This is a genomic window from Paenibacillus sp. FSL F4-0087 (assembly GCF_038020215.1).
Classification (GTDB): Bacteria; Bacillota; Bacilli; order Paenibacillales; family Paenibacillaceae; genus Paenibacillus; species Paenibacillus taichungensis.
This window is the reverse complement of the sequence record NZ_JBBODJ010000001.1, coordinates 3,198,489-3,223,322: the sequence shown is the minus strand read 5'-3', so window position 1 is coordinate 3,223,322 and position 24,834 is coordinate 3,198,489. Positions and strand designations below refer to the sequence as shown.

The 24,834-nt window shown below is 48.4% G+C and carries 18 protein-coding genes; 9 read left to right on the top strand and 9 right to left on the bottom strand.

Annotated features, from left to right (window positions below; genetic code table 11):
- Positions 1-106 precede the first annotated feature (106 nt).
- Positions 107-838, top strand: a complete 732-nt coding sequence (locus MHB84_RS14980) for a DUF3105 domain-containing protein (protein ID WP_341143051.1) — start codon at positions 107-109, stop codon at positions 836-838.
- Between the two features lie 275 nt (positions 839-1,113).
- Positions 1,114-2,832 carry a methyl-accepting chemotaxis protein gene (locus MHB84_RS14975; RefSeq protein ID WP_076287460.1) on the top strand — a complete coding sequence of 573 codons (1,719 nt, stop codon included), beginning with the start codon at positions 1,114-1,116 and terminating at the stop codon, positions 2,830-2,832.
- Between the two features lie 161 nt (positions 2,833-2,993).
- Here MHB84_RS14975 and MHB84_RS14970 read toward each other — a convergent pair whose 3' ends face one another.
- On the bottom strand, positions 2,994-3,947 hold the full coding sequence (locus tag MHB84_RS14970; protein ID WP_076287459.1) for a nucleoside hydrolase: 954 nt from the start codon (positions 3,945-3,947) through the stop codon (positions 2,994-2,996).
- 276 nt (positions 3,948-4,223) lie between these two features.
- Positions 4,224-6,455: an MMPL family transporter gene (locus MHB84_RS14965; RefSeq protein WP_076287457.1), complete on the bottom strand. Its 2,232-nt coding sequence runs from the start codon at positions 6,453-6,455 to the stop codon at positions 4,224-4,226.
- Positions 6,456-6,634: 179 nt separating this feature from the next.
- On the opposite strand from MHB84_RS14965, the gene MHB84_RS14960 reads away from it, so the two are divergent.
- Positions 6,635-7,258 (top strand): TetR/AcrR family transcriptional regulator, encoded by a 624-nt coding sequence (locus tag MHB84_RS14960; RefSeq protein ID WP_076287456.1) that lies wholly within the window; start codon positions 6,635-6,637, stop codon positions 7,256-7,258.
- 84 nt (positions 7,259-7,342) lie between these two features.
- Positions 7,343-7,924 (top strand): GNAT family N-acetyltransferase, encoded by a 582-nt coding sequence (locus tag MHB84_RS14955; protein WP_076287455.1) that lies wholly within the window; start codon positions 7,343-7,345, stop codon positions 7,922-7,924.
- 13 nt (positions 7,925-7,937) lie between these two features.
- Here the strand turns inward: MHB84_RS14955 and MHB84_RS14950 are convergent, their stop codons facing one another.
- A complete protein-coding gene (locus MHB84_RS14950) occupies positions 7,938-9,149 on the bottom strand; it encodes a serpin family protein (RefSeq protein WP_179087117.1) in 1,212 nt (403 codons plus the stop codon).
- A gap of 289 nt (positions 9,150-9,438) precedes the next feature.
- On the opposite strand from MHB84_RS14950, the gene MHB84_RS14945 reads away from it, so the two are divergent.
- A complete protein-coding gene (locus tag MHB84_RS14945) occupies positions 9,439-10,029 on the top strand; it encodes a hypothetical protein (RefSeq protein ID WP_076287453.1) in 591 nt (196 codons plus the stop codon).
- Positions 10,030-10,127: 98 nt separating this feature from the next.
- Here the strand turns inward: MHB84_RS14945 and MHB84_RS14940 are convergent, their stop codons facing one another.
- From MHB84_RS14940 to uxaC, 4 genes are all read right to left on the bottom strand, one after another.
- Complete coding sequence (locus MHB84_RS14940; protein WP_076287452.1) at positions 10,128-12,008, bottom strand: ABC transporter ATP-binding protein; 1,881 nt, start codon at positions 12,006-12,008, stop codon at positions 10,128-10,130.
- Complete coding sequence (locus MHB84_RS14935) at positions 12,005-13,732, bottom strand: ABC transporter ATP-binding protein (RefSeq protein ID WP_076287451.1); 1,728 nt, start codon at positions 13,730-13,732, stop codon at positions 12,005-12,007. Before MHB84_RS14935 ends, MHB84_RS14940 begins: the two co-directional genes overlap by 4 nt.
- Entirely contained in the window at positions 13,729-14,271 is a 543-nt protein-coding gene (locus MHB84_RS14930) for a MarR family winged helix-turn-helix transcriptional regulator (protein WP_099857305.1), read from the bottom strand. Before MHB84_RS14930 ends, MHB84_RS14935 begins: the two co-directional genes overlap by 4 nt.
- Before the next feature lie 201 nt (positions 14,272-14,472).
- Complete coding sequence (gene uxaC, locus MHB84_RS14925) at positions 14,473-15,915, bottom strand: glucuronate isomerase (RefSeq protein ID WP_076287449.1); 1,443 nt, start codon at positions 15,913-15,915, stop codon at positions 14,473-14,475.
- A 204-nt stretch (positions 15,916-16,119) separates the two neighbouring features.
- Between uxaC and MHB84_RS14920 the strand changes: the two genes are divergently transcribed.
- Both MHB84_RS14920 and MHB84_RS14915 read left to right on the top strand, forming a co-directional pair.
- A complete protein-coding gene (locus MHB84_RS14920; protein WP_076287448.1) occupies positions 16,120-16,869 on the top strand; it encodes an MBL fold metallo-hydrolase in 750 nt (249 codons plus the stop codon).
- 57 nt (positions 16,870-16,926) lie between these two features.
- Positions 16,927-17,208, top strand: a complete 282-nt coding sequence (locus MHB84_RS14915) for a hypothetical protein (RefSeq protein ID WP_076287447.1) — start codon at positions 16,927-16,929, stop codon at positions 17,206-17,208.
- A gap of 575 nt (positions 17,209-17,783) precedes the next feature.
- Here the strand turns inward: MHB84_RS14915 and MHB84_RS14910 are convergent.
- Together MHB84_RS14910 and MHB84_RS14905 are read right to left on the bottom strand one after the other, a co-directional pair.
- Complete coding sequence (locus MHB84_RS14910) at positions 17,784-19,265, bottom strand: alpha-amylase (RefSeq protein WP_076287446.1); 1,482 nt, start codon at positions 19,263-19,265, stop codon at positions 17,784-17,786.
- Positions 19,266-19,434: 169 nt separating this feature from the next.
- The gene (locus tag MHB84_RS14905) at positions 19,435-21,753 is read right to left on the bottom strand and encodes a helicase C-terminal domain-containing protein (protein ID WP_076287445.1); all 2,319 of its coding nucleotides are present in this window, start codon (positions 21,751-21,753) and stop codon (positions 19,435-19,437) included.
- A gap of 138 nt (positions 21,754-21,891) precedes the next feature.
- Between MHB84_RS14905 and MHB84_RS14900 the strand changes: the two genes are divergently transcribed.
- Together MHB84_RS14900 and MHB84_RS14895 are read left to right on the top strand one after the other, a co-directional pair.
- Complete coding sequence (locus MHB84_RS14900; protein WP_076287444.1) at positions 21,892-22,389, top strand: antibiotic biosynthesis monooxygenase family protein; 498 nt, start codon at positions 21,892-21,894, stop codon at positions 22,387-22,389.
- Between the two features lie 367 nt (positions 22,390-22,756).
- Positions 22,757-24,685, top strand: a complete 1,929-nt coding sequence (locus tag MHB84_RS14895) for an LTA synthase family protein (protein ID WP_076287714.1) — start codon at positions 22,757-22,759, stop codon at positions 24,683-24,685.
- Positions 24,686-24,834: the final 149 nt, after the last annotated feature.

The following is a 24,834-nucleotide window of genomic DNA, read 5'->3' as shown; positions in this document are numbered from 1 at the left end:
CTTATATCTGATCTGCACCATTGTCATCAACACTACATTGTGTAGTGAATCGTTGTGATCATTCATTTTATTAAGAAGGGTAGAGGGAATCGATATGGACATGAATATGAATCATATGCAAATGGAGCACGAGGCAGGCACATCCTACCTATGGCTTATCGTTGGAGCAGTCGTTCTACTGTTCTCCATCGCAGCTTATATCTGGTCTGCACGCACCCAGAAGTCTGTACTGGCACATATGAAGAAGAATGAACGAGCCGTGATTAAAAAGAAAACCCGATCCATCCGCCTGGGTGCACATGCACTACTGGGGGTGTCGATCATTGCGTTTGTTCTTTTCTTCATGCAGGGCGCACTTACCAAGTATGATGTTGCGGATCTGAATGCCGGTGCTGCGATCGAAGTGACTGACGATAAATACTACGGAGCCGATCATACAGAAGAGCCGATTCAATATGAGATGACCATCCCAACGTCGGGGCCTCATAACCCGCATGATATCAAGTTTGGATTTTACACCGATTTCCCCGGCTATCCATACCTGGTACATAATCTGGAGCATGGGGATATCATCATTTATTATCGTGAGAACGCAAGTGATGAGCTGAAGCAGCATCTGAAATACCTTGCCAAGTTCCGCAAAGCTGGATCAGGTATCCTGGCAGTGCCGAACAAGGACATCCCTGAGGGTAGTGAGGTCGTTGTGACGGCATGGACCAAAACCATGAAGCTGGACCAATTCGATGATGCCAAAGTAGGCACTTTTATTAATAAATATATTAACCAAGGACCAGAGAAGATCCCTGCCTCCATCCGCCAGGGTGGCGGGACGATGTAAAGCCCCCCTCTTTGTAGTAATAACAGCAAAGGGTTCCTTCAATCAAGGGGAGTCCAAGAGATGAGATATCCATTTATACGTTTCAAACAAGATAAGCTCCTGGATCTACTTGATCCGGGGGCTAATTCTTTATCATGCAGATGCCGATATTTTAAATAGAAATGAAATACATATGTACGTTAGCAAAGAAGGAAACGCAGTTCCAATATGACGATTCATCCAACTTCAATATAAGAATTCATAGTTTTATATATCAAGGGGGAGCATTTCTACTAATGAACAGTTTGTTTATGCGTATCTTTTTATTTTTTTCTTGTCTGATGCTGGCGGCAGGAGCCGTTCTTGGCATTACTATGTATCGCTCATCCGCACAGCTGGTTGAACAATCGATGGGCATGCAGGCACAGGCTGTTGCCGAACGAGCAGCACAATCTATCGATACCTCCCTGTATGCGCCGCTCAGTACAGGACAGGATCAAACCGAGTATTACGATACCTTGCGCGAACAACTCAGCCAGCTTCGTCAGGCCAATGGGTTGAAGTATCTGTATACACTTGGTAAGCGTGAAGAGAACGGAGCCGCATCGTATTATTACGTAGTGGATGGCGCTGCTCCGGATGTGGAAGAGGATGATTTCTCTCCCTACGGGTCGCCTGAAGAGAACCAATATGCGGGAATGCTGCAAGCCTTTGCGCAAAACGAACCTTTCCGGGGCGATCTGACCCAGGATGAGTACGGCGCAACGATTACAGCCTATGTACCAATTCACGGGACTAATGGGGAACTGCTTGGTCTGGTTGGCGCCGACCTCGACTCCACCGCCGTCTACGAGTTAATGACACGCAATCGGATGACCATGATCTGGACTGCCCTTGCCATCGTATTGCTCAGCGTGCTGCTAGTCTATGGATTTGCTCATTATTTGACCCGTCCTCTGGTGAAACTGAAGAAGATCATAGCTGAGGTGGGCAAAGGTGATCTGACCGTCGATGTCGAGCTTGGACGGAAGGATGAGGTTGGACAACTGGCTTCGGAGTTCAAACATCTGGTCACAGATACAAGAGATGTCATGACAGGCATCCGCAAAAGCTCCGATTCCCTGCTGCAAGCAGCCGAAGGGGTATCCAGACACTCGCTGGCGACAGCGGAAGCCAGCCAGCGCATTGCTGAGCACACAGACCACACAGCCAAAGGCGCTGCGGAGCAGGTTGCACGGGCAGGCGAAGTTACTGTAGCAATGGAGGAAATTACACGCAGCATGCAGCATATTGCGAATTCATCTTCCATGGTGGCTGATGTATCCGAGGAGACGACCCATAACGCGATACAGGGTCAGACCAACATCAACACAGCGATTGACCGCATGGACAAAATCCATCAGGCCAACACACAGATGGAAGCATCTACCTCCCAGCTTGCGCAATACTCCAGCAAAATTGAATCGGTAGCCCACATGATGAAGGGCATCGCTTCCCAGACCAGTCTGCTGGCATTGAATGCAAGCATTGAAGCTGCTCGGGCCGGGGAACATGGCAGCGGATTCGCCGTTGTTGCTTCCGAGGTTCGGAAGCTTGCGGGGGAATCAGAGCAATCTTCCCAGCATGTGACTGAACTGATCGCCGAAATGACGCGTCAGACTGCCGTTTTATCTTCGCATATGTCGGCCAGTACCTCAGAAGTTCAGGCCGGTCTTGCTGTTGTACAAGAAGCAGGACGTTCGTTCACGTCCATTCATTCCGGCATTGAGACGATGAATGAACGTCTGCACGAAGTGTCCGCCGCTTCCGAACAGCTCTCCGCCAGTGCCGAAGAGGTATCCGCCTCCGTTGAGGATATGGAACATATTTCGCGCAAGTCTTCTTCCAGCATTCAGGAGGTTTCCGCCGCAACTGACGGGCAGCTGAAATCGATGGATGAGATGAGCACATCTGCGGAATCCCTTCGTGTGTTGTCCAGTGAATTGAATGGGTTGATAAGCCGATTCAAAATATAAATCCGATTGTAGATGGGCAATCCATGGAGCCCACCGGATGAATACAAAAAAAGCCGCAATGCAGGGAACAGGAACATGGGGTTTACCCCATTCCTGCTCACTCTGCCTGCGGCTTTTTATTGTTGTCAATTTAATGGAGGCTGGCCTTGCGGCTGCCTGAATTAATAACGCTGCGGAGCAGCTTTTTTGCCCAAATCCGTCATGTATGTGAAGAACGCTTCTGGATCAGTATCATACACAAGTTGTACTGGACGTCCGTCTGCTTGTTCCACCGTACGGCCTTGGCTTGGACCATCCGGGATAACAATACAGTTCACCGTTTTCTTCTTCACGATGTCTTCACGTCCAACGGAAGCCGTAGTCAACACATCCCACAGATAATACGTGGAGTTCGTTTCACTGTATACCAGTGGCGGACATCCTGCGTAACAGTTACCCAAGAAGTCAACGCCTTCAAAGCGACGCTCTGCAGCCCAACGGTTACGTACAGCAGGTGTCAGAGGTACTTTGTTCGTGCTCTCCAGGGCTACCAGATCAATCTGAATGCCGGTCTGCCATACACGGTAAGCCGCTTCCGGGTCCCAGAATACGTTCCATTCTGCTGTACCATCATGCTCAGGCTCTTCGACGTTCCCTCTTTCGAACGTTCCACCCATCCACACAAGCTTGTCGATTTTCTCTTCAATGTCCGGTGCTTCGTCCAGTGCACGCGCAAGATCAGTCAGCGGTCCTGTGAACAGGAGCAGCGTTTTGCCTTCGGTGTTGCGCACTTTCTCAATCAGATGCTGGTGAGCCGGAACGGCAGACAAAGGAGCTTCCATTTTGCCGGATTCGTTCAGTACTGGAAGTGCATCTACATAGAAGGAATGCAATCTCCATGCCGCAGGAAACGGATTCTTCCCTCTGGAGTTGGATTTCGCTACCTCTACGGAATATGTGCCGAAGCGATCGATAATTTTACGGCTGGCATCTGTAGCTGGCTCCAGATATCCGTCTGCCGGAATAACCGATACACCGGTTACATTTACATTGTCCATTTGCAGAAGCATGAACAGCGATACGAGGTCATCTACGCCGCCGTCATGGTTAAAATACACATTAAGTTGGTTCGTCATGCTTGATTTCATCCTTCCCCCTGGTTGTCCCATTGATGTTCATCCCATCCGTCTGCCTAAGGCTGACGTTACCTCTATTATGTCCCAAAACCCTTGGCCACGTAAACCTTCCTCGTACAAAGAAAATAGCGGGCAGATCTGTTTCTGCGGATATTTTACAGTTCCTCCATTCCATCTCAGCATATACCCGGATCAACCTGCACTCCAATATAAAAATGGTAAAAAAGGACAGTGGGCTTGAGGCCCCCACTGTCCTTGTCTGAATCTATCCATTAATTACATGGATTGTTTTTGTTTCTCTTTGGCTTTCTCTGCAACAGGCACATACTTGCCTGGCCAGAAAGCCCATTTGCCCAGCAACGTAGTAATGGCTGGCACCATGAACGGTCGAACAAGGAACGTATCGAGCAAGACACCCGCAGCCGTGATAATACCGAACTGCACCAGCACCTGTATAGGCAGTGTTGCCAGTACGGCGAATGTACCTGCGAGAATCAGACCTGCGGAAGTAATTACAGATCCGGTTTCACCCACACCTTCCTTGATCGCTTGGCGAAGTGGCATCGTTTTGCGTTTTTGCCAGATGCTTGAGATCATGAAGATGTTGTAGTCTTCACCCAGCGCCACAAGGAATACGAAGGAATACAGCGGAATCGCTCCCTGAATGGCGTCTGCCCCCAGTCCATAGTGGATAATGAGCCAGCCCAGGCCCAGTGCGGAGAAATAGGACAGTACTACTGTGGCAATCAGATACGCCGTCGCTACGACGGAACGCAGGTATAACAGCAACAGCAATGTGATCATTCCGATTACCACTGGGATAATGATGCTGGCATCCCGCTCTCCAGTGACTTCGATATCATACTGCTCAGCCGTCTGACCATCGATCCAGACATGGCTGTCCACGCTTGTTATTCCAGCATCTTTCAATGCCTGTTCAGCCGTTGCCCGCAGATCCGGGATATGTTGCATCGCCTCCATCGAGTATGGATTCAGATTGAATTCCACATCGTAAGCGGTGATGTTTGCATTCTCAGCACCCTGCTGCGCTTCACCTACCTTGCTTACGTAATCCAGCGATTCCAGACGTTGTTTCAGATCTGTCTCGCTGCCTTCTGTATCGATAATCACTTTCGCCGGAGCGAGTTCACCTTCCGAGAACTGTTCTCCAATGACTTTGAAACCTTCACGAGATGCAACATTCTCCGGGAAGGACGATAACAAGTCATACGTGAATTTTATTTGGCTAGAGAAAGCAGCCAGTCCACCCAACAACACCAGCGTAATCGCCAGTACTGTCCACGGTTTGGTTACTACTGTACGGCCAATCCAGCTTTCCTTGATTTTACGCGGAGCAGGCACTGGTTTGCCTTTTTTCTTCGCACGTTCTACTTCCATATCATGCGTACGCGGTACAAACGGGTAAAATGAACCCCGACCGAAGATCGCCAGCAAAGCCGGAACCAGCGTCAGGCTCGCAATAAACATGATGAAGATGGATAAACTGAATGGTACGGCAAAACGGTGATAGGCACCATATTCTGCGAACAGCAGTACAAGCAGTGCTGCAACAACTGTAAATCCACTCATGGCAATCGCACCGGACGATCCGGTAATCGCCTGGAAGAGTGCTTTCTTTTTATCCGACTCATGATAGAGAATTTGACGGAATCTGGAGATCATGAACAGACAATAGTCCGTACCTGCACCGAACAACAGCACTGTCATAATCGAGATGGACTGCGCGTCCACTGTAATCCAGCCCTGATCCGCCATAAATCCGAGAATCGGACTAGTGACCATATAAGCGAACCCAACTGCAATAATCGGGATAATCGCCAGTACTGGGGAACGGTAGATCAACAGCAACAGCACGAGTACCAGTACAACTGTTGCAATCAGCAGGGATACATCCGCAGATGAGAATAATCCACTTGCATCAATTGATATCCCAACCGGGCCTGTAACCCGCGCGCTTAGTGCGCTGGCATCATCAATGGCAACGTCAAATGGGTCGGAGCCAAAAATGTCTTTCGTTTTCTGCTCCAGCGCTGCAATGCCCTCTTTCAACTGTGACGAATCAGCTTCCTGATTGAAAAATAGAGGCATAACCAAGGTGCTTCCGTCTTCCGAAAGCTGACCTTTCAGAGCCTGTGGCGGCAACTGATATAGCGGAACCACAGATTGCTGCTGCTCCACCGGATCTTGATCCAGTCGCTCCGTTAACGCCTGAATGTTCTTAATCTGTTCATCCGTCAGACCGCCGGCTTGACGCCAGACGATGAGGGCGGGGACACCTTCGCCGCCGGGAAATTCTTTCTGGGCAACTACTGCCGCCTGCACCGATGGCTTGGAATCACTCAGATCCTGCGCGTTGTTCGTTTCACGATCACCAACAGCAGGCCACACCACACCAAGTACAACCGCGACGATAATCCATACCAACAGTGTAATCCATTTGCTTCGTTTGCCGGCAACCCAGCGGCCGTAGCCCGAACCTTCTTGCATTGTCTCTTCATCTCCCTATTTTGGTTCTATGAAGCCGTTTTTATGTGATAAATATAGAAATGAACCACGGGTCATAGTATAATTGACTTAATTATATATACCGGAAGGTTAATATTGCAAATACTAATTTTTGAACACTTTTGTACAGCCAACATGAATAAGTAAAGAGGTATGCAACCATGAGCAAAAAAACGAACCCTCCCCGCTCGCCGGGCAGGCCCAAAGCCGATGCCGATCAGGCATCAGCCCAGTCAAAAATACTGATGACCGCCTCGCGGCTATTTATGGAATACGGGTATGAGCCCGTCTCTCTCCAGCAAATCGCCTCGCTATGCGGCGTGACCAAAGCATCAATTTATTATCATTTTTCCAGCAAGCCGCAGCTATTCACCGTCGCCATCACCAGTATGATGGCCATGGGCATGCAGCAGACAGCACTCCGTATGGATGCACCCGGTACATTACAAGAAAGACTGGAGAAAGTTGCGGAAGGACGGATGCAACAATCTCACGTCGATACCGAGACCATGATGCGTGAAGCCAATACCTATTTGGATGCAGATCAGTTGGCCCAGATCCGTGAAGCCGAAGTACGCATCTATGAAGTCCTCGCCACCCACTTTAAGCAGGAGATGGACAACGGTTATTTGCGATCTGCCAATCCGATGCTGCTTGCCCATGCGTTCACGTCCTTGCTGATGCTGGCAAACCGCGAAGGAGTACGCGACATGCATGCAACGATTGCCGATCTGGCACGTGAGCTGGTAGCTTTATTTTTGGACGGAGCTGCTCACAAGGCTTAAAGATCTCTCCATGCTTTTGCCAATGCCGCGACATCAGCTCGATCGGTCCTGCATGACGACTTGAACTCACAGGAGGAATATCCCATGTCTCAACCAACACCATCCCCGCGCATCCCACGTCTGTTGGAAACGAAGCGCATCTATCTTCGTCCATTTGAATCGACTGATGTTGATATCTATTTTCCCGGATTGTTTGACGCCGAGATGCGCAGACTTACTGGAACACAAAACAGCTTCACCCGTACCCAAGTAGAACGCTACATCGAAAACGCGGCCCAGGATGACTCACGCCTGATGCTGCTGATTGCCTTGCAGGAAAATGACCAGGTCATCGGAGAGATTGCCCTGATGGACATGCATACCAAAAATCGCAGTGCGCACATCCGGATCGCCATTGATCATATAGAGCATCAAGGAAAAGGGTATGGCAGCGAGGCATTGCTGCTTATGCTGAATTACGGCTTCGGTATCTGCAATCTGCACCGAATCGAGCTTGAAGTGTATGCCTTCAATCAACGTGCGATTCGTACATATGAGAAACTAGGATTTCAACGTGAAGGTGTACGGCGAGAGGCCTTGTATTACAATCATCAATATCACGATGCCATTCAGATGAGCATGCTCGAGAATGAATTTCGAGAGCGGCATGTCAGTAGACTTGGATAACGAAGACTACGTGCTACCGGGAGGGGATTTCTTCCGGTTGGTTTACGTTCCCGGCAAATAACCATGCTCCAGTGGATTTATCCACTACAGCAACCATAAATGGACGATTGGCCTCTATCCTCACCGGATCCGTTGGTGGAGCACTTCCAGCCGCCATTCCCACTAATGTTGAAGCAGCAGCTACAGTTCCTTGTTCGCTCACTTCCATCACGGCACGATGCAGTACCTGACCAATGTATGCTTGCAAGTTCGGCCCGGGAGAAATCATTTCCGTGAAATTGGCGGCATACGGATCAAAGGCCATTTCCATCCCCATCTGCTGCAACGTTTCTTTCAGGTTCATTCCATACTCTACACGAAAACGTGGCAAAGACAGCTCAACTAAGCTATATTCTGAGCCGCGATCAAGCCGTTTTGGGTCATCCAGCAACTGCTGCTGAACCTCATCCAGCGTACGCCCCTCTCGCGGCAAAACGACAAGCAGATGCATCTGGCCATCTCCGTAAGGCAGTCTAACCGCCTGCCAATACTCATTCTCAGAGTATTGGAACTGCTTTGTCTGATGCATCATCCGCACAGACAGGTCCTTTCCATTGGCCAGCCTGAACTCTTCGTCCGTCGTGTACTCCGGGTCAAACTCATCCATCCAATTACCATCAAATGCAATGACATTCACCAGAATCATCAGAGCTTCCTTTTCGGGCGGCTCCTGCATCAAATTTGGAATCATGCCGTTGGTGTGCTGCTTCACCCATTGATTAATCTCTTCCTTTGCTTGTGCTGGTTGTACATTGAGTGTCCTGATTTCGGCTTCATACGTTTGCTGTACGGCTGTTTGGTACGTTTCCTCTACCGGGATTCCGTCCTTCACCCACATGGAGTTCGCAATACCGATCTGTATTCCTTTTCCCGGATGGGTCAACAACTGCTGCAAAGCCGCTTGAAAAGCATTTACTTGCTCCATTTCTAGCCCCGACCAGCCCATGACCTTTGCCATCTCTTGCCTAGTCTCACCTACACTGCCGTTATATGCCATGCCAATTGCCGCCGTAATACTGTAAGGAGAGATCAGCAGATTATTCCCGTCAGCTTTTTCTTTTGTACCCATCTGTTGAAGAATATGCAGCCCTATGGTGTTCATGGCTTGGATTCTTTCGGGTTCGATCTCTTTCAGAACAGCTTTTCGTTCTGACTCGGATAACTCCTGATTCGAATTAGATTGCATCTTGTTTGGGTCCCCCTTTGCTGAACAGCTCGTAATGATCAGCCCACTTATACAGCATAATAACAGTAATACTCCTAACCGTGCATGCATCGAAATCCCCCCTCATCCGTAATACTCAGATACCCGTCATAGCAATTCACTGATTTCCTTTTTTTACTAGACGTACGGTTGAGGAAAAAGGTTACTTTACACTCATATGCCAAGGTCACCAATTTCTACTGAAGAAAACACCATTCAAAACGAGTCAAAACGGTTATATCTATACCATATACGAATGGAGGGATTCCCTATGATTCCGGCAACGTTGGAACAATTGGAGCAAGTTCGCAAGGAATGCCGCACCATGGTCAAAAAGAGAGCTACCGCTTCCGCCGGTACAACACTCGTTCCTCTTCCAGGCACAGACGTCCTGGCTGATGTGGGAATGCTCATGCAGCTACTGCCTGCCATTAACAATAAATTCGGATTATCGCAAAAGCAGCTCGACGGTATGGACCCTGAGACCAAATCCATGATCTACGGATTCGTCATGTCCATCGGAAGTAAAGTCATCGGACGTATGGTAACCAAAGAACTGGTCGTACAGGTTCTGAAAAGGGTCGGAGTACGCGTAGCTACCAAATCGGTCGCCAAATTCGTCCCTTTTGCAGGTCAGGGATTGGCAGCCGCGCTCAGCTTCACGGCCATGCGATATGTTGGCAACAAACATGTTGAGGACTGTTATGAGGTCGTAAAACGCATGATTGAGCAGCGTGAATTAATACCGGGCGAACCGGCACCTTCTGCGCTTGAGGAAGCAGGCGAAGATACGAAGCTGGAAGTAAAGACATCATCCGGCGTAAACGAAGGCAAAGCTCCAGAAGATTCGAAAGAGGGTTAAGGAAAGAAAAACGATACCGTGAGACTAGCCGCGGTAGAAACAAATAGCCGGGTGTACCCATTGGGTGCACCCGGCTATTATGTTAACGCCATTTAGGATCAGATCGCCTGTGGCTGTTGCTCCGTAAACTGACTGTTGTACAGATCAGCATAGAAGCCTTGCTTCTCCATCAGTTCCTCATGATTACCCTGCTCAATCACGTTACCATGATCCATAACAAGAATCAGGTCGGCTCCGCGAATGGTGGACAATCTGTGGGCAATGACAAAGCTGGTACGATCCTTCATCAGATCATTCATCGCTTTCTGGATGAACACTTCGGTCCGTGTATCGACACTGCTCGTCGCTTCATCGAGAATCAGAATGGCCGGATTCGCCAGAATCGCTCTCGCAATCGTCAGCAGTTGCTTCTGGCCCTGTGAGATGTTCGAGGCTTCTTCATTCAGCACCGTATCATATCCATCAGGCAAGGTACGAATGAAGTGATCAGCATGGGCCGCATCGGCTGCTTTAATGACTTCCTCTTCCGTTGCGCCTTCTCGACCATAGGCGATGTTGTCACGGATCGTTCCGTTGAACAGCCATGTGTCCTGAAGTACCATCCCAAACAGGCTGCGCAGCTTGCCGCGTTCCATGTCCACAATATTAACGCCATCAATCGTAATTTGGCCGTCCTGAATTTCATAGAAACGCATCAGGAGGTTGATCAATGTTGTTTTCCCCGCTCCAGTCGGCCCGACAATGGCTACCGTCTGTCCCGGTTTTACATCAATATTCATATTTTGAATGAGTAACTCATCCGCTTTATATCCAAAATTCACACCATGGAATGCAACGGCACCCTGTGGATGCTGCAATTGTACTGGTTTCGAAGACTCTGGAACCTCTTCCTCTTCATCCAGCAATTCAAATACCCGCTCCGCTGAAGCGATAGTGGACTGAATGATATTCGAGATGTTGGCAATCTGGTTAATCGGCTGAGTGAACTGACGGGAGTACTGTGTGAATGCAAGGATATCCCCGATGGAGATGGCACCACGTGTAACAAAGATCCCGCCGACCACACAGATCAGCACATAACCAAGGTTACCTACAAACGTCATCAGTGGCATGATAATCCCTGAGATAAACTGGGCTTTCCAACCGGATTCATACAGCTCTTCGTTCACTTTTTCGAACTGTTCTACCGAATGTTCTTCCCGTCCAAAGGCTTTAACCACTTTGTGTCCGGTGTACATTTCCTCGACATGACCGTTCAACTCACCAAGTGATTTCTGCTGGCCTGCAAAGTGTTTTTGTGAACGGGATGCCACCAGCATAACTACTACCACGCTTAATGGCAGTGTCAAAATGGTAATGAGGGTCATCCATGGACTTATGGTCAACATCATGATGATAACTCCGACAATGGTAACTACAGACGTAATGAATTGCGCCAAACTTTGCTGGAGTGTATTACTGATGTTGTCCACATCGTTTGTCGCCCGGCTTAATGTTTCTCCGTGGGTACGGGAGTCAAAATATTTCAGCGGCAGACGTCCAACCTTTGCACTGATCTGCTCACGCATGTCGTACACAACTCGCTGAGCTACACCAGCCATCAGGTATTGCTGAATGTACATGAAAGCTGCACTGAACAGATAGAGTCCCCCAAGCAGATACAAAACCTTCATCAAGGCAGGAAAATCAATCCCGGCCCCCTGTACACCCTGAAGGATGGCAATAGCACCTTTACTGAGAATATCCGTCCCTTCTGCCATAACCTTAGGACTGATTATGCTGAACACGGTACTAAGAATTGCAGCAACCAGCACACCCAGCAAACGATAGCTGTGGGGTTGAAGATAACGCATCAAGCGCCGCAGTGTACCTTTAAAGTCTTTCGCTTTCTCCACGGGAGGCCGCATGCCCATTCCGCCTCCGGGATGACCCGGCCCGCCAGGGGGACGAGATGACTTGCGTTCTGTACGTTCACTCATGCGATCTCCTCCTCTGTCAGCTGGGAGGATACAATCTCGCGATATACTTCATTGTGCTCCAGCAGCTCTTTATGTGTTCCCGAACCGACAATCCGTCCCTCATCCATAACCAGAATGCGATCTGCATCCATAACCGTACTTACGCGCTGAGCCACAATAAGCACTGCTGCTTCAGTCGTTTCGGACTTCAGGGCAGCACGAAGTTTGGCATCGGTTTTGAAGTCAAGTGCCGAGAAGCTGTCGTCAAAAATATATACTTCCGGACGGCGAACCAGTGCGCGTGCAATGGACAAACGCTGCTTCTGTCCACCGGATACGTTGTTACCTCCCTGCGCAATGACGCTGTCGTAACCGTCTTTCATCTCCGTGATGAAGTTCTCTGCCTGAGCCGTTTGAGCGGCTCGAACAATTTCCTCCATGGTCGCGTCTTCCTTCCCGTGCCGGATATTCTCCGTAATCGTTCCGGTGAAAAGAACCGCTTTTTGCGGTACAAATCCGATTTTGGCACGCAAATCTTCCTGCCGCAGCTCACGTACATCTATTCCATTTACCCGTACACTACCCTCCGTTACATCATAGAAACGTGGAATGAGACTGAGCAATGTGGATTTACCTGAGCCCGTACCCCCAATAATGGCTGTGGTTTCACCCGGGCGTGCCGTAAATGAAATACCTGACAACGCAGCATTTTCTGCACCCGGATAACGGAATGTCACGTTATCGAACTCAATCGTACCTTGCAGAGATTTCATATGACGAGGCTGCTCTGGATTGCTAAGATCCGGATGCATATCCAATACCTCGTTGATCCGTTCTGCCGAAGCCGAAGCTCTTGGAATCATGACAAAGATAATGGAGACCATAATGAGAGAGAACATGATCTGCATCGCATACTGAATAAAGGCAATTAATGAACCAATATTCATATTTCCACTGTCAATACGCTGTCCACCGAAATACAAGATGGCAATCATTGAAAAGTTCATAACCAGCATCATGACGGGCATTAGTGTTGCCATGAGCACATTCACTTTAATGGAAACATCTCGCAGATCCGTATTGGCTCCATTGAAGCGAACACGCTCATGTTCCCCACGATTAAAGGAACGCACCACGCGAATTCCTGTTAGTTGTTCACGCAGGACCAAGTTGAGTCGGTCGAGTTTTTTCTGAATTTGTTTAAACAAAGGCAGACCTTTGGCACCAATCAGGGCGATAGCCCCAGCCAGTACAGGCAAGACCACCAGGAAAATGGTCGATAATTTGGCATCCTGGGATACCGCCATGAAGATACCACCGATACACATCATCGGTGCCATAACCATCATGCGCAGCATCATCGTTAATACGTTCTGAACCTGCGTAATATCATTTGTGGTACGGGTAATCAGCGAGGCTGTACCTAATTTATCAAATTCCTGCAGCGAAAAGTTCTCCACATGGCGGAACACTCTGCTGCGCAGCTGTTTGGCAAATCCACCCGCTGTACGGGAGGAAAGATAACTGGCTGTTACAGAACAGGCCGTGCCTGCTACAGCAATTAACAGCATCCAGCCACCAATCTGCCAGATGTACGGAACATCTCCTTTTACTATGCCGCCATTAACGATGTCCGCCATCAGGGTTGGCAAATACAGTTCAGCTAGCGACTGTAACAGCACCAGACCCAATATGAAGAAAATGGGAACTCGGTAAGGCTTAAGCATGCGAAACAATTTCATCATGGCTTATCATCTCCTTGTGTGGACGCATCCATCTGTTGGGAAACCTTTGTATCAAAAAAGGTGTACACCTTGGTCAACAACTCCGCTAATTGAAGACTGTCTTCCTCACCCAGATGCTCAACGAGCTTATTGAATATCTCCATACGCTCCTGATGAGCCGCCCGAATAATTTCACGACCTGCTTCAGTAATGGTAATACGGACTGCGCGACGATCCTCTGGATCCATCGTTCGTTCGACCAGGCCTTCGTCTTCAAGCCCCCGAATGACAGGAGTAATCGTAGGCGATTTCACACGCAACAAAGCACTAATTTCTGATACTTTCAGTCCTGGATGATTCGATTGTAGCGTGTCATTGAAATTAGGAGGATTATCCTGCCAATTCAATCGTTCCCCCGGATGCATGCCGTGGAGCAAACAACCCAGAACCATAATTTCATTGTGATTGCGCCCGTGTGGTTTATGTTGCCTCCATTTGCCTTTATTAAACTGCATAATGGAATACAAAAGCTTCTGGGCAACCGGATCTATGCCAGTCATTATTGTCCCCCCTTTAATTTCATTATCATTCCATAGAGGTCCAACATCATAGGACATCTATTAAATAGCATTCCAATTAAATAGCCAATCAATTAATTAGGTGTACTAAGTATATTCCTGCAAAAGTTGAATGTCAAACAGCAAATGCACAACAAAAAACCGTGACTTTAAAGCCACGGTTTTGAACCAAATATAGAAGAATCAGGACTGTGAAGCAGAAACAGTTTTGAGTGCGGAAGCAAAAGGGAAATACTCCTTCGCATTGTTGTAGGCAATGCCCTGTACGATCTGTCCAAGCAGCTCCATATCATGCGGTACCTCGCCCTGTTCGGCCCATTCACCGATGAGGTTGCAGACCAGACGGCGGAAATACTCATGTCTTGTGTACGAGAGGAAACTGCGGGAATCGGTCAGCATGCCGACAAAACGGCTGATTAGACCGACATTCGCCAGCGCCTTCATTTGAGCAAGCATACCGTCCTTCGTATCATTGAACCACCAGGCTGCGCCAAGCTGAATTTTGCCTGGAATGCCGCCGCCCTGGAAACTGCCGATAATCGCTGCAAGCACTTCATTATCCCGAGGGTTTAGGGAATACAGGATTGTTTTAGGTAACGCCTTCTCCTGATCAAGTGCATCTAGCAGGCCGATGACTGCTGAAGAAAGTGGCGTATCATTCACCGCATCATATCCGGTATCCGGGCCAAGCTGTGCGAACATCCGACTATTATTGTTGCGGGCAGCATTAATATGGAATTGCATCACCCAGCCCCGATCTGCGTACAGTTTGCCGAGGAAAGTCAACGTTACCGTCTTGTACTTGTCCTCTTCCTCACGACTGACCATCTGCCCAGAGAGAGCTTTGGCAAATATAGCCGCTGCTTCCTCCCGTGTAGCCGCACCAAAAGGTACATAATCAAGTGCATGGTCAGACACCCGGCCTCCTACGGAGTGGAAGAACTCTACCCGTGATTCCAGAGCGGAGAGGAATGAGTCATAATCGGAAATTTCCGTACCGGCTGCCTGCGACAACTTGCCTACCCATTCCGAGAAGGTGTCACGGTTCAATTCCAATCCTTTATCTGGACGGAATGAAGGCAATACTGCGGCATCGAATCCTTCAATCTCCTGAATCTTCAGGTGATATTCTAAGGAATCACATGGATCATCCGTCGTGCATACCACGGTAACATTGGATTTGGTAATAAGATCACGTGCACCGAATCCGTCACTGTTCAGCTTGGCATTTACTTTTTCCCAGATGGCCGGGGCGCTCGTCTCATTCAACACTTCATAGACACCGAAATAACGCTGTAATTCCAGATGGGACCACGCGTACAGCGGGTTACCAATCATCATCGGTACGGTTTTGGCATACGCCAGAAAACGATCGTAATCGGTTACGCCCTCTCCACCCGTAATGTATTGCTCCTCAATTCCGTTTGCGCGCATCAGCCGCCACTTGTAGTGATCACCGTATAACCAAGCCTCTGTAATATTGCCAAAGGTTTTATTCTCGTAGATTTCCTGTGGACTCAGGTGGCAGTGATAGTCAATAATCGGCATGTCCTTCGCATAGTCCTCATATAACTTGATCGCCGTTTCATTGTGCAGCAAAAATTGTTCATCCAGAAAAGACTTCATTCGCCTCGCACGCTCCCTTTAGGTGAGTTTACGTTCATATGGGTTTACTTCCCAATCTTTACGCTACACTGTTTGCCCGCAAAGTTCAATATAAAATGATAGCGTTATCACAAAAGGTTGATTTAGGCATATTTACTGGAACAAGGTATACTGGTTTTAATCTAATTGATGCTGATCTGAAGATGATAGAAGGAGATGAAATGGATGAAAATTACATTTCTCGGTACAGGGGACATGTTCAGTGTAGAGCAACACCACAACAGTATGCTGGCCGAATTCGGCGATACACATCTGGTGATTGATTTTCCGGAATCCAACGCAAAAGCATTAAAGGAATACGGCTATCCCATGACAGATATTCATAATGTGTTTATCACCCATCTGCATGAAGATCATATTAACGGAGTACAGATGCTCGGATATTATTCACAGATTGTGGGCGACCGCAAGCCACGCCTGTTTATCCACGAAGAACTGGTTGATCCGTTATGGAATATTTTATCCCCAGGCATGCGTTATACAACCGATGGGGAGCGTACGATGAGCGACTATTATGATATTGTACCTTTACCGGATGGAGGCACATTTGAGCTGGGGGGCGTAACATTTGAGACTTTTCGAACACAACACGTGCCGGGTATGGTCAGCAATGGCCTTCTTGCAAAGCCCTACTTCTACTATAGTGCGGACAGCACACTGGATCAGGAACGGGTGGAACGGAATGCCGCGGACGTACAGCTGATTTTCCATGAATGTCATATGCATGATCTGGTGATCAAATCACACACCTCACTGAAGGATCTGCAACAACTGCCTGCCGAAGTGAGACAGAAAACCGTGCTCATGCATTATCATGATGACTACGCTGATGCGGACAAACGGGCACATTTCAACCAAGAACATGATCTAAGAATGGTGGGCACGCTGGAATCGTTTGAACTGGATAATGCGTAAATAGAGAGTATTGGATAGGTACCGTAATTGTTCTGTATTCTAATGGAGGTAAGTGCTATGGAGTATCGATTTGAACAAGGTTACTTTTTGATATATTCTTCTGCAAGAAGCACAAGTAGTGGAGACATCATGGTTGTTAAATTATTGGACAGACCCTTTAAAGATAGATTTGAATTCCTTGTCAACAGCAAAAACTATGAATGTACTACACACACTGAATACTTAAACTTTGAGCCTACTTCTCATCATAAACCTGAAAAGCCTGGAGCATTTTCACTGGAACGAAGTGAGTTCAATCGAATGTGGGATACGATGAATCAGTATTTTGAAAGTACATGATTAATGTTTAGTTACCTGAACAGGCAGTACCTGCTCAACTTCCTAACTTGGAACTGGTGGGTGCTGCCTTTTTTTATTCTTCTTTCTACCATGACTTTATATATATATTCTTTTGCCTTCGGAGACGGCTCAGCCTACATAAAAATAATCTTCTGTTCGCTGATCATTCGGCCCATAGGAGATTTTTTATATACATATCTGTATAACTATGGCTTATATTGTTGTCAATCTCTGCCTTTAGCCTCTAACGAACATGAGAAGCCTTATCCGAGTTAAATTCGAGGTTTCGATATTCTAACGAATCCCAGACACTCTAGTCTAATGGTGTTGCTCCAATTGGGACTATTTTAATCGTTTTCATGAAAAATAAAGTTACTGAGATTCGTTAGAATTCCCGTAACGCTAATTTAGTGGAAATAAGGTGCGCTGAGTTCGTTAGGATGGAGCTTTAGTCGTACTTGAGAAAATGCAAACCACCTGAACATATGAGCCTGTTCAGGTGGTTTAACGATCTGTATACTGTTTTTCATATTTATCTGTACGTTTCTGCAGTTAACTGTCGATATTTCATTCTATTACTCAGCATCTACACGATCCTCACCCTGATCCGGGAGAGCCCACACGGAGACGCCCCCACCACATACATGGAAGGTGGCCCAGCCGTCTTTCTCAATAGTAATGCTATCCTCGCAGCTGTGCGTCAGATCGGTCCAGACTTCACCAGCACGGTGTTCGCCAACCAACATCCGTTTCTCACCATCATCACCATTCGAGATAACTACTGCACAACCGGAGCCTTCGATTTCGTCCACCCCGCGGCGTACCCACCCAATCGTGTTCGCGTGATCGAAGTAATCCTCTTGCTCTCCATAAGCTTTGTCGTAACGGGCTGACATCAGAATGTCCAGAATGTCCTTCTTACCCTCGACAGGTTCGGGACCTCCGATGCCGTAATAATCACCGTAAAAGACAACCGGGTAACCGTCACGACGCAGCAGCGTCAGCGCATAGGCGCTCGGCTTGAACCAATCGCCAACCCATGATTCCAGCGCTTCATGTGGCTGGGAATCATGGTTATCAACAAACGTTACGGCATGCGTTGGATGTGTCTGCACCAGGGTGTCATCAAAAATCTTGGAAAGATCAAAATCCCGCCCAGCCAGAGAGGCTTCATGAAGTTTGTAATGCAGGGACACATCGAACAGATCAATCTGATAGTCCACCGTATCCAGAAATTCACGGCATGCATCGAGATTGGAGTTCCAGAACTCGCCCACAATGTAGAAATCCTGCCCCCGTTTGCGGATCATCTCAGCAGCGAATTCCTTGATGAATTCGTGGTTGATATGCTTGATCGCATCCAGTCGAAAACCGCTGCATTGCAGCGTATCGATGAGCCATTTTCCCCATTGGAGCATTTCCTGCCGAACATCCGGGTGATTGTAATCAATATTGGCGAACATCAGGTAATCATAGTTACCGAACTCATCGTCGACATTCTGATTCCAGTTCTTGTTTTCCCCTGCAATGCGGAACACACCACTCCGTTCTTCCTTGGCATCAAAGTCGGTGCCGTTGAAATGTTCGGCGTTCCATTGGAAAGAGGAGTATTGATCCCCGCGGCCCGGAAATGTAAATTTGGTCCAGCCCTCAATCTCGAACGGTTTGGAGATTTCCTTCAACCGATCATTGGGATCGACCTCAATCACCTTGAAGACTTCCTTCTCATCCGCACCCGCCTTATGGTTCATCACCAGATCGACATAGACGGCAACACCATTCTTCTGGCACTCGGCAATTGCATCGACCAGTTCCTGTTTGGTGCCATATTTGGTGCGCACGCTGCCCTTCTGGTCAAATTCACCCAGATCATACAGGTCATATACACCGTAACCGGTATCCTCGGCAGATACGGCTTTGGTCACCGGAGGCACCCACACCGAATCAATGCCTTTGGCTTTTAGCTCTGGCGCCATTTCGGCCAATCGCTTCCAGTGGTTTCCGTCTGCGGCCAGGTGCCATTCAAAAAACTGCATCATCGTATGATTTCTCTTCATTCCCAACCGACCTCCTTGATTGCTTTCGAAGCGGACCACGGCACGGATCTGTATCGTCCTTGTTCGTTCGTATGCTATCCAAGTAATACCCTTTTCGGCCTACCCTTCAATCATGCACAGCAAAGAAAGCTGAAAAGTCTACGATCGATCTTTTAGCTATAAATCGTTATTAGGGTGAAATCCGTGTGTAGTCCTGCCACTCCTCGGGCAGCAATGAACGATAAGGTTCCTCGGTGAAACGATCATCGACCAGCACCAGTACGCCCTTATCCTCTTCCGTACGTATCAGCCTTCCACCTGCCTGCAATACCTTGTTCATACCTGGGAAAACATAGGCATAATTGAATCCATTTCGCCCTGTACGACTATAATAATCACGGAGTACGTTGTTCTCCAGACCAATTTGGGGTAATCCAGCACCGACCACCACAACTCCATTCAGACGATCACCCGGCAGATCCACACCTTCGGAAAATACACCGCCCATCACGGCAAATACCAACCGTGTTCGTTCAGGATTTGGCTGGAACGCGTTCAGGAACGCCTCCCGTTCCTCTTCACTCATGCCCTGCTCCTGCATCATGACTTCTGCCTCGCCCGGCTGTTCCATATACGTCGCATGTACTTCGCGCATATAAGGATAGGATGGGAAAAAGACGAGCAGGTTGCTATGGGGCCACTCGGCAACCAACTGGCGCAGCATACTGGCAATAGGCTGTCTGGATCTTTCACGATCCCGATAGCGAATCGATAATGGCAGCAATCTCACATCCAGCTGCTCCCGCTGGAAAGGCGAAGCAATACGCAAGGTATAATCCTCTTCCTCCGCACCTAGCATATCCCGGTAATAACCAAGAGGTGACAATGTCGCAGAGAAATGAATGGTAGAACGGAACCCTTTGGCAGTCTGGCGCAGCAGCACAGACGGATCCAGGCAGAACAGCTTCACTCGTACTTCACTTCGCACACATTCCATATAGGTAATGAAGCGATCATCATACAGCTTGGCAATACGCAGGAAATTCTGTGCGGTGAAATAGGCTGTCAGCAGCAATTCATCCGTCTCGGCATTTCCCGAACCCCCTTCAACAAGGCATTGCTCCGCAACCATGACAAAAGGCTCCAGCAGTTCAATCAGCTCCTCCGGCGCCTCCTGTTGCAGCAATTTGCCCTCATCCCCGCCGTTTTTGCGAAGCGTAATCAGGTATTTGTCGATGGCACCCGTACGATCCGCGATGGCTTTGGCAGCGGTCACACTGCTGCCCAGCGTCTGGAACTCCCTTTTGACATCCAGAAAGACGGCCTTCTCCAGCTCTGCCGAAAACATCATTCGGCCCCGATCAACCAGATTATGTGCCTCATCGACCAATAATACCGTCTTGCGCTTCTGCTCCTCCAGCATGCGTTTGAGCGAGATGCGTGGATCGAAAATATAGTTATAATCGCAAATCACCGCATCAGCGGCATACGCAGCATCCAGTGAAAATTCAAACGGACATACCCGATGCTTGCGCGCGTACTGTTCAATAACCGGGCGTGTCATTAACGTCTCATGTTCCAGCATATCCAGCACCGCTCCATTAATACGGTCATAATATCCTTCGCACATGCCGCACTGTCCCGTATCACAGGCTTCCTCTTCCTTGAAACAGATCTTGTCCTTTGCGGTGAGACTGATCACATGCATCTTCAATCCTTCGGCCTGCATCCGGGCAAAAGCTTCTTCTGCCGCCACTCGCGTCGTCGTTCTAGCGGTCAGATAAAACAAACGTTTGGCTTCTCCTTCACCAATCGCCTTGACCGTGGGAAACAGTACAGACATCGTTTTGCCAATACCCGTTGGCGCTTTCGCCATCAGTCCCTGTCCCTCACGAATCGTCTTGTATACAGCTCCTGCCAGCTTGCGCTGTCCCTCCCTGTATTTGCGAAAAGGAAAAGGCAGCTCGCGCACGCTTATATCTCGCTTCTCTTCATATTCCACGATCATCTCTGCATATGGCGCGTAGCCAGCGACCAGCTCAGCTGCAAACTGTTCCAGCTCCTGCCGTTCCAGCATCCGCCGAAATCGTCTTTCCTCATTATTCACGGTGTGCACGTATGTAAGCTGTACCTGCATACGGGGTTCATCATGCTGAACGGCGTACATATAGGCATACATCATGGCTTGCGCCCAGTGTACTGGGGCCCCATCGCCCAGATCGTCCAGATTGCCGGCAGTTGATTTGATCTCATCCACCGTCAGTTGACCATCCAGACGAATCAGTCCGTCACATCGTCCCTCCACCACGTAGGTCAAGTCTCCGTGCTGCAGTTCCACTTCGAGAACCACTTCTTTCAAATCCTCTTCTGTGTAATCCTTCTGCACCCGTTGGTGTATCCGAGTTCCCTCCTGCATCGATGCATTGGTGCGGAACCCTGGACGTATGCTGCCACTACGGTACACATATTCCACCAAAGGCCTGACTGATATTCGAATTTCGGTTGTCATGCGATCACCCGTTCTGTTTGTAGTGACTATACTTTATCACGAAAAGCAGTGCTCAAACCAGCCAATCAGCGGATTGGACTCGTCCCTTCCCATATGCTATGTTGAAGTGGAATGTACTTAAATGAGGAGGCATCTTCTATGTATATCTATTTGGTTCCTTCACCGATTCCGGATGCACTTGCTGCATATCCGCATCTGACGTTGCGCAGTGAGGAACAAGTTCGTTTAGCTATTGAATCGACAGAACGTCTGATGAACATCGAGTCCGATGACAACGTAGCGGCGTATGAAGCCTTCGATGCCGCAGGCTCCTGGACAGGCGGCGGTTATGCCGTTCTCAACAATATACCCGTAACCGAAGATGGACGGAATGACTTTGAGGAACGCTTCAAGAACCGTGCACGCAAAGTGGAAGACGAACCCGGCTTTGTCGGCATTCGTGTGCTTCGTCCTTTAAAGGACGATACGTATGTCGTACTTACACTTTGGCAGTCCGAAGATCATTTCAAAAACTGGCAGCAGTCCCAAGCCTATAACCATGTTCACCGCAACCGCAGCACGAGTGAAGGGCTGACTGCACAGAAGCCCACCATGTTTCCAAGACCTTCATTCGTCACGACCTTCACTATAGAGTAAACAAACGGGAACAAACCTGATGTTATGCTCCAGGACCTGTATGCAAGTCTACAGATATACTGTGATTACATTTTGGGTAAGCATCATTTAATTAAGTTCACTTTAAAATGCAACCCCTTCCGCCTCTTCCTCAATGGAAGGGGCTTTTTGTATATGTGAGGTCATGAATGACCCCAAGCGCCTCTCTCCTTTTTCCAATAATTGAAAGAAATGAGCAACCAAGAAGTTCGGTGCTTTTGACACGACATACCATGAGATAGCATAATACTTGTTAAATGAAACTTCGGAAAGGAAGGAAGGCGGTAACTTGTCACGCAATTCACTCACCCGGTTTCTAAGCGGACCGTTTATAGTGTTCACCGTTATTATGATGATCAAAAGCTCTCTGGCCTGGATTGTGATCTTCGATGACATCCCCGTCTGGAAACCGCTGCTGACAGAGTTACCGCTGATCTGGATCTGCTTCTGTCTGATTGAGTGGTTTGCAGCCAAGCGTCGGATGTGGCTCTATCTAGGGCTAAATCTGGTGCTATCGGGCATCTTCTTCGCAGCGATCATGTATTACAAATATTATGGGGTCATTGTTAATTATCACGCACTCGCACAGGTTAATCAGGTAACCTCGGTCAAGAGCAGCATGTTCTCTTTGCTCGATCCGTATTATTTGTTTATTTTTGCAGATATTCTGGTTATCGCGGGGATTCTGATTCGTCGGCGGATCAAGCTCGGCGGGACTGAACGTCCAGGCAGAGTGCCGCTTGAACGAAGGGCCAGAAGACGGATTGCCTCAGTCATTCTGATTCTATCGATGATGCTGTGCATGCTCAACATATACCCCAATCGGGCGAGTATGAGCGAGATTACACAGGCGGAGCAGATGGGTATTCTTGGTTACGAAGCGTACACCATCCTGGCTGATCGGCCTGACAAACCCGTGCCCCTCGATCAAATCGATCAGAATCATATCGACGAGATTAAACAAACGACAGCACTGCCCGCTGTTGTGAAGGAGGGTGCAGCCAAAGGACGCAACGTCATTGTCCTCCAGCTCGAATCATTCCAGAACTTCCTGATCGGATTGCAGGTGGACGGACAAGAAGTTACCCCAAATTTGAATAAGTTGGCGGGACAAAGCCTGTATTTCCCGAACTTTTATCAGCAAGTCGGACAGGGAAATACGTCGGATGCCGAGTTTGTGGTAAATACATCGTTTTACACGCCGCCCAACGGGGCTGCAACTACCGTCTATGCCAATAAGGAATTGCCAAGTCTGCCCAGGCTAATGTCCGCGAACGGTTATCAGACAGCCACATTCCATACGAATGATGTGCACTTCTGGAATCGGGATCAGTTATACAAGGCGCTTGGATTCGACCAGTATTATGACATCAATTATTTCGGAACAGAGGATTCCATCGCCTTCTCGGCATCGGATGAAGTGCTGTACAGCAAGACACTGGATAAACTCGAGGCCATGCAGGCATCAGGGTCACCTTTCTATGCACAAATCATATCCATGTCTGCACACCATCCTTACCATTTGCCAGAAGATAAAAAAAGTCTGACGTTGCCGGAACGCTACGTTAATACGTTGCCTGGGGATTATCTTGTGTCCCAGCATTATGCCGATCAGGCGGTTGGACAATTTATTGAGGGACTTAAGGAACGTGGACTATGGGAAAATAGCCTGCTGGTCGTTTATGGTGACCATCTGGGTCTGCCTATCTACTCGCTGGATCGGACTGACGAGAAGCTGATGCAGGAAATCTACGGTCGGGAGTACACGTCTGCGGACATGATCAATATTCCACTTATCGTCACGGCTCCTGGCATCACGCCAGGAGCTCAGCTGGAACAGATCGGAGGACAGGTGGATATTCTGCCAACGATCGCCGGGTTGACCGGTTCCTCTCTCCAGAACCAACTGTATTTCGGGCAGGATTTGCTGCGTGAGGGAAATAATCTGCTGCCAGAGCGCTATTATCTGCCCTCCGGTTCCGTACTGAACGATGCTTCACTGTTCGTTCCTGAGACGGGGTACGGTGATGGTACTCATTACTCTCTTGCGGATGCCGGGAGACAGGATGTCGTTTCGGCAGAGCCTGATCAGGAGAAGGGGACGATTCCGGACAGTCTAGAGGATGAACCGGCCGTGCCCGCATCTGCCATACCAACCGAAGAGGGCTCGACCTCTTCCGAATTTATTACGAAAGAACAGTACGAACGGGCTTTGGATCTTCTCCACTTATCCAACAGTTATCTGAGTCAGTTACCGAATCGAAATGCAGTGAAATGATACAACATGCACAATGAAATTATCTTTCACTTTTAATTCATGATGAAAAAGACAAGAGCCCATGATAGGTCTGAAATGACCTGATTCATGGGCTCTTTCCATTCCTTTTAACCTCTATATCTAACACCTTTCTCCCCAACTTTCTAACA

Coding starts and splice junctions, on each gene's coding strand:
- MHB84_RS14980 (WP_341143051.1), top strand. CDS start 107: ATGAATCATATGCAAATGGAGCACGAGGCAGGCACATCCTACCTATGG.
- MHB84_RS14975 (WP_076287460.1), top strand. CDS start 1,114: ATGAACAGTTTGTTTATGCGTATCTTTTTATTTTTTTCTTGTCTGATG.
- MHB84_RS14970 (WP_076287459.1), bottom strand. CDS start 3,947: ATGACGAACCAACTTAATGTGTATTTTAACCATGACGGCGGCGTAGAT.
- MHB84_RS14965 (WP_076287457.1), bottom strand. CDS start 6,455: ATGCAAGAAGGTTCGGGCTACGGCCGCTGGGTTGCCGGCAAACGAAGC.
- MHB84_RS14960 (WP_076287456.1), top strand. CDS start 6,635: ATGAGCAAAAAAACGAACCCTCCCCGCTCGCCGGGCAGGCCCAAAGCC.
- MHB84_RS14955 (WP_076287455.1), top strand. CDS start 7,343: ATGTCTCAACCAACACCATCCCCGCGCATCCCACGTCTGTTGGAAACG.
- MHB84_RS14950 (WP_179087117.1), bottom strand. CDS start 9,149: ATGCAATCTAATTCGAATCAGGAGTTATCCGAGTCAGAACGAAAAGCT.
- MHB84_RS14945 (WP_076287453.1), top strand. CDS start 9,439: ATGATTCCGGCAACGTTGGAACAATTGGAGCAAGTTCGCAAGGAATGC.
- MHB84_RS14940 (WP_076287452.1), bottom strand. CDS start 12,008: ATGAGTGAACGTACAGAACGCAAGTCATCTCGTCCCCCTGGCGGGCCG.
- MHB84_RS14935 (WP_076287451.1), bottom strand. CDS start 13,732: ATGATGAAATTGTTTCGCATGCTTAAGCCTTACCGAGTTCCCATTTTC.
- MHB84_RS14930 (WP_099857305.1), bottom strand. CDS start 14,271: ATGACTGGCATAGATCCGGTTGCCCAGAAGCTTTTGTATTCCATTATG.
- uxaC (WP_076287449.1), bottom strand. CDS start 15,915: ATGAAGTCTTTTCTGGATGAACAATTTTTGCTGCACAATGAAACGGCG.
- MHB84_RS14920 (WP_076287448.1), top strand. CDS start 16,120: ATGAAAATTACATTTCTCGGTACAGGGGACATGTTCAGTGTAGAGCAA.
- MHB84_RS14915 (WP_076287447.1), top strand. CDS start 16,927: ATGGAGTATCGATTTGAACAAGGTTACTTTTTGATATATTCTTCTGCA.
- MHB84_RS14910 (WP_076287446.1), bottom strand. CDS start 19,265: ATGAAGAGAAATCATACGATGATGCAGTTTTTTGAATGGCACCTGGCC.
- MHB84_RS14905 (WP_076287445.1), bottom strand. CDS start 21,753: ATGACAACCGAAATTCGAATATCAGTCAGGCCTTTGGTGGAATATGTG.
- MHB84_RS14900 (WP_076287444.1), top strand. CDS start 21,892: ATGTATATCTATTTGGTTCCTTCACCGATTCCGGATGCACTTGCTGCA.
- MHB84_RS14895 (WP_076287714.1), top strand. CDS start 22,757: ATGATGATCAAAAGCTCTCTGGCCTGGATTGTGATCTTCGATGACATC.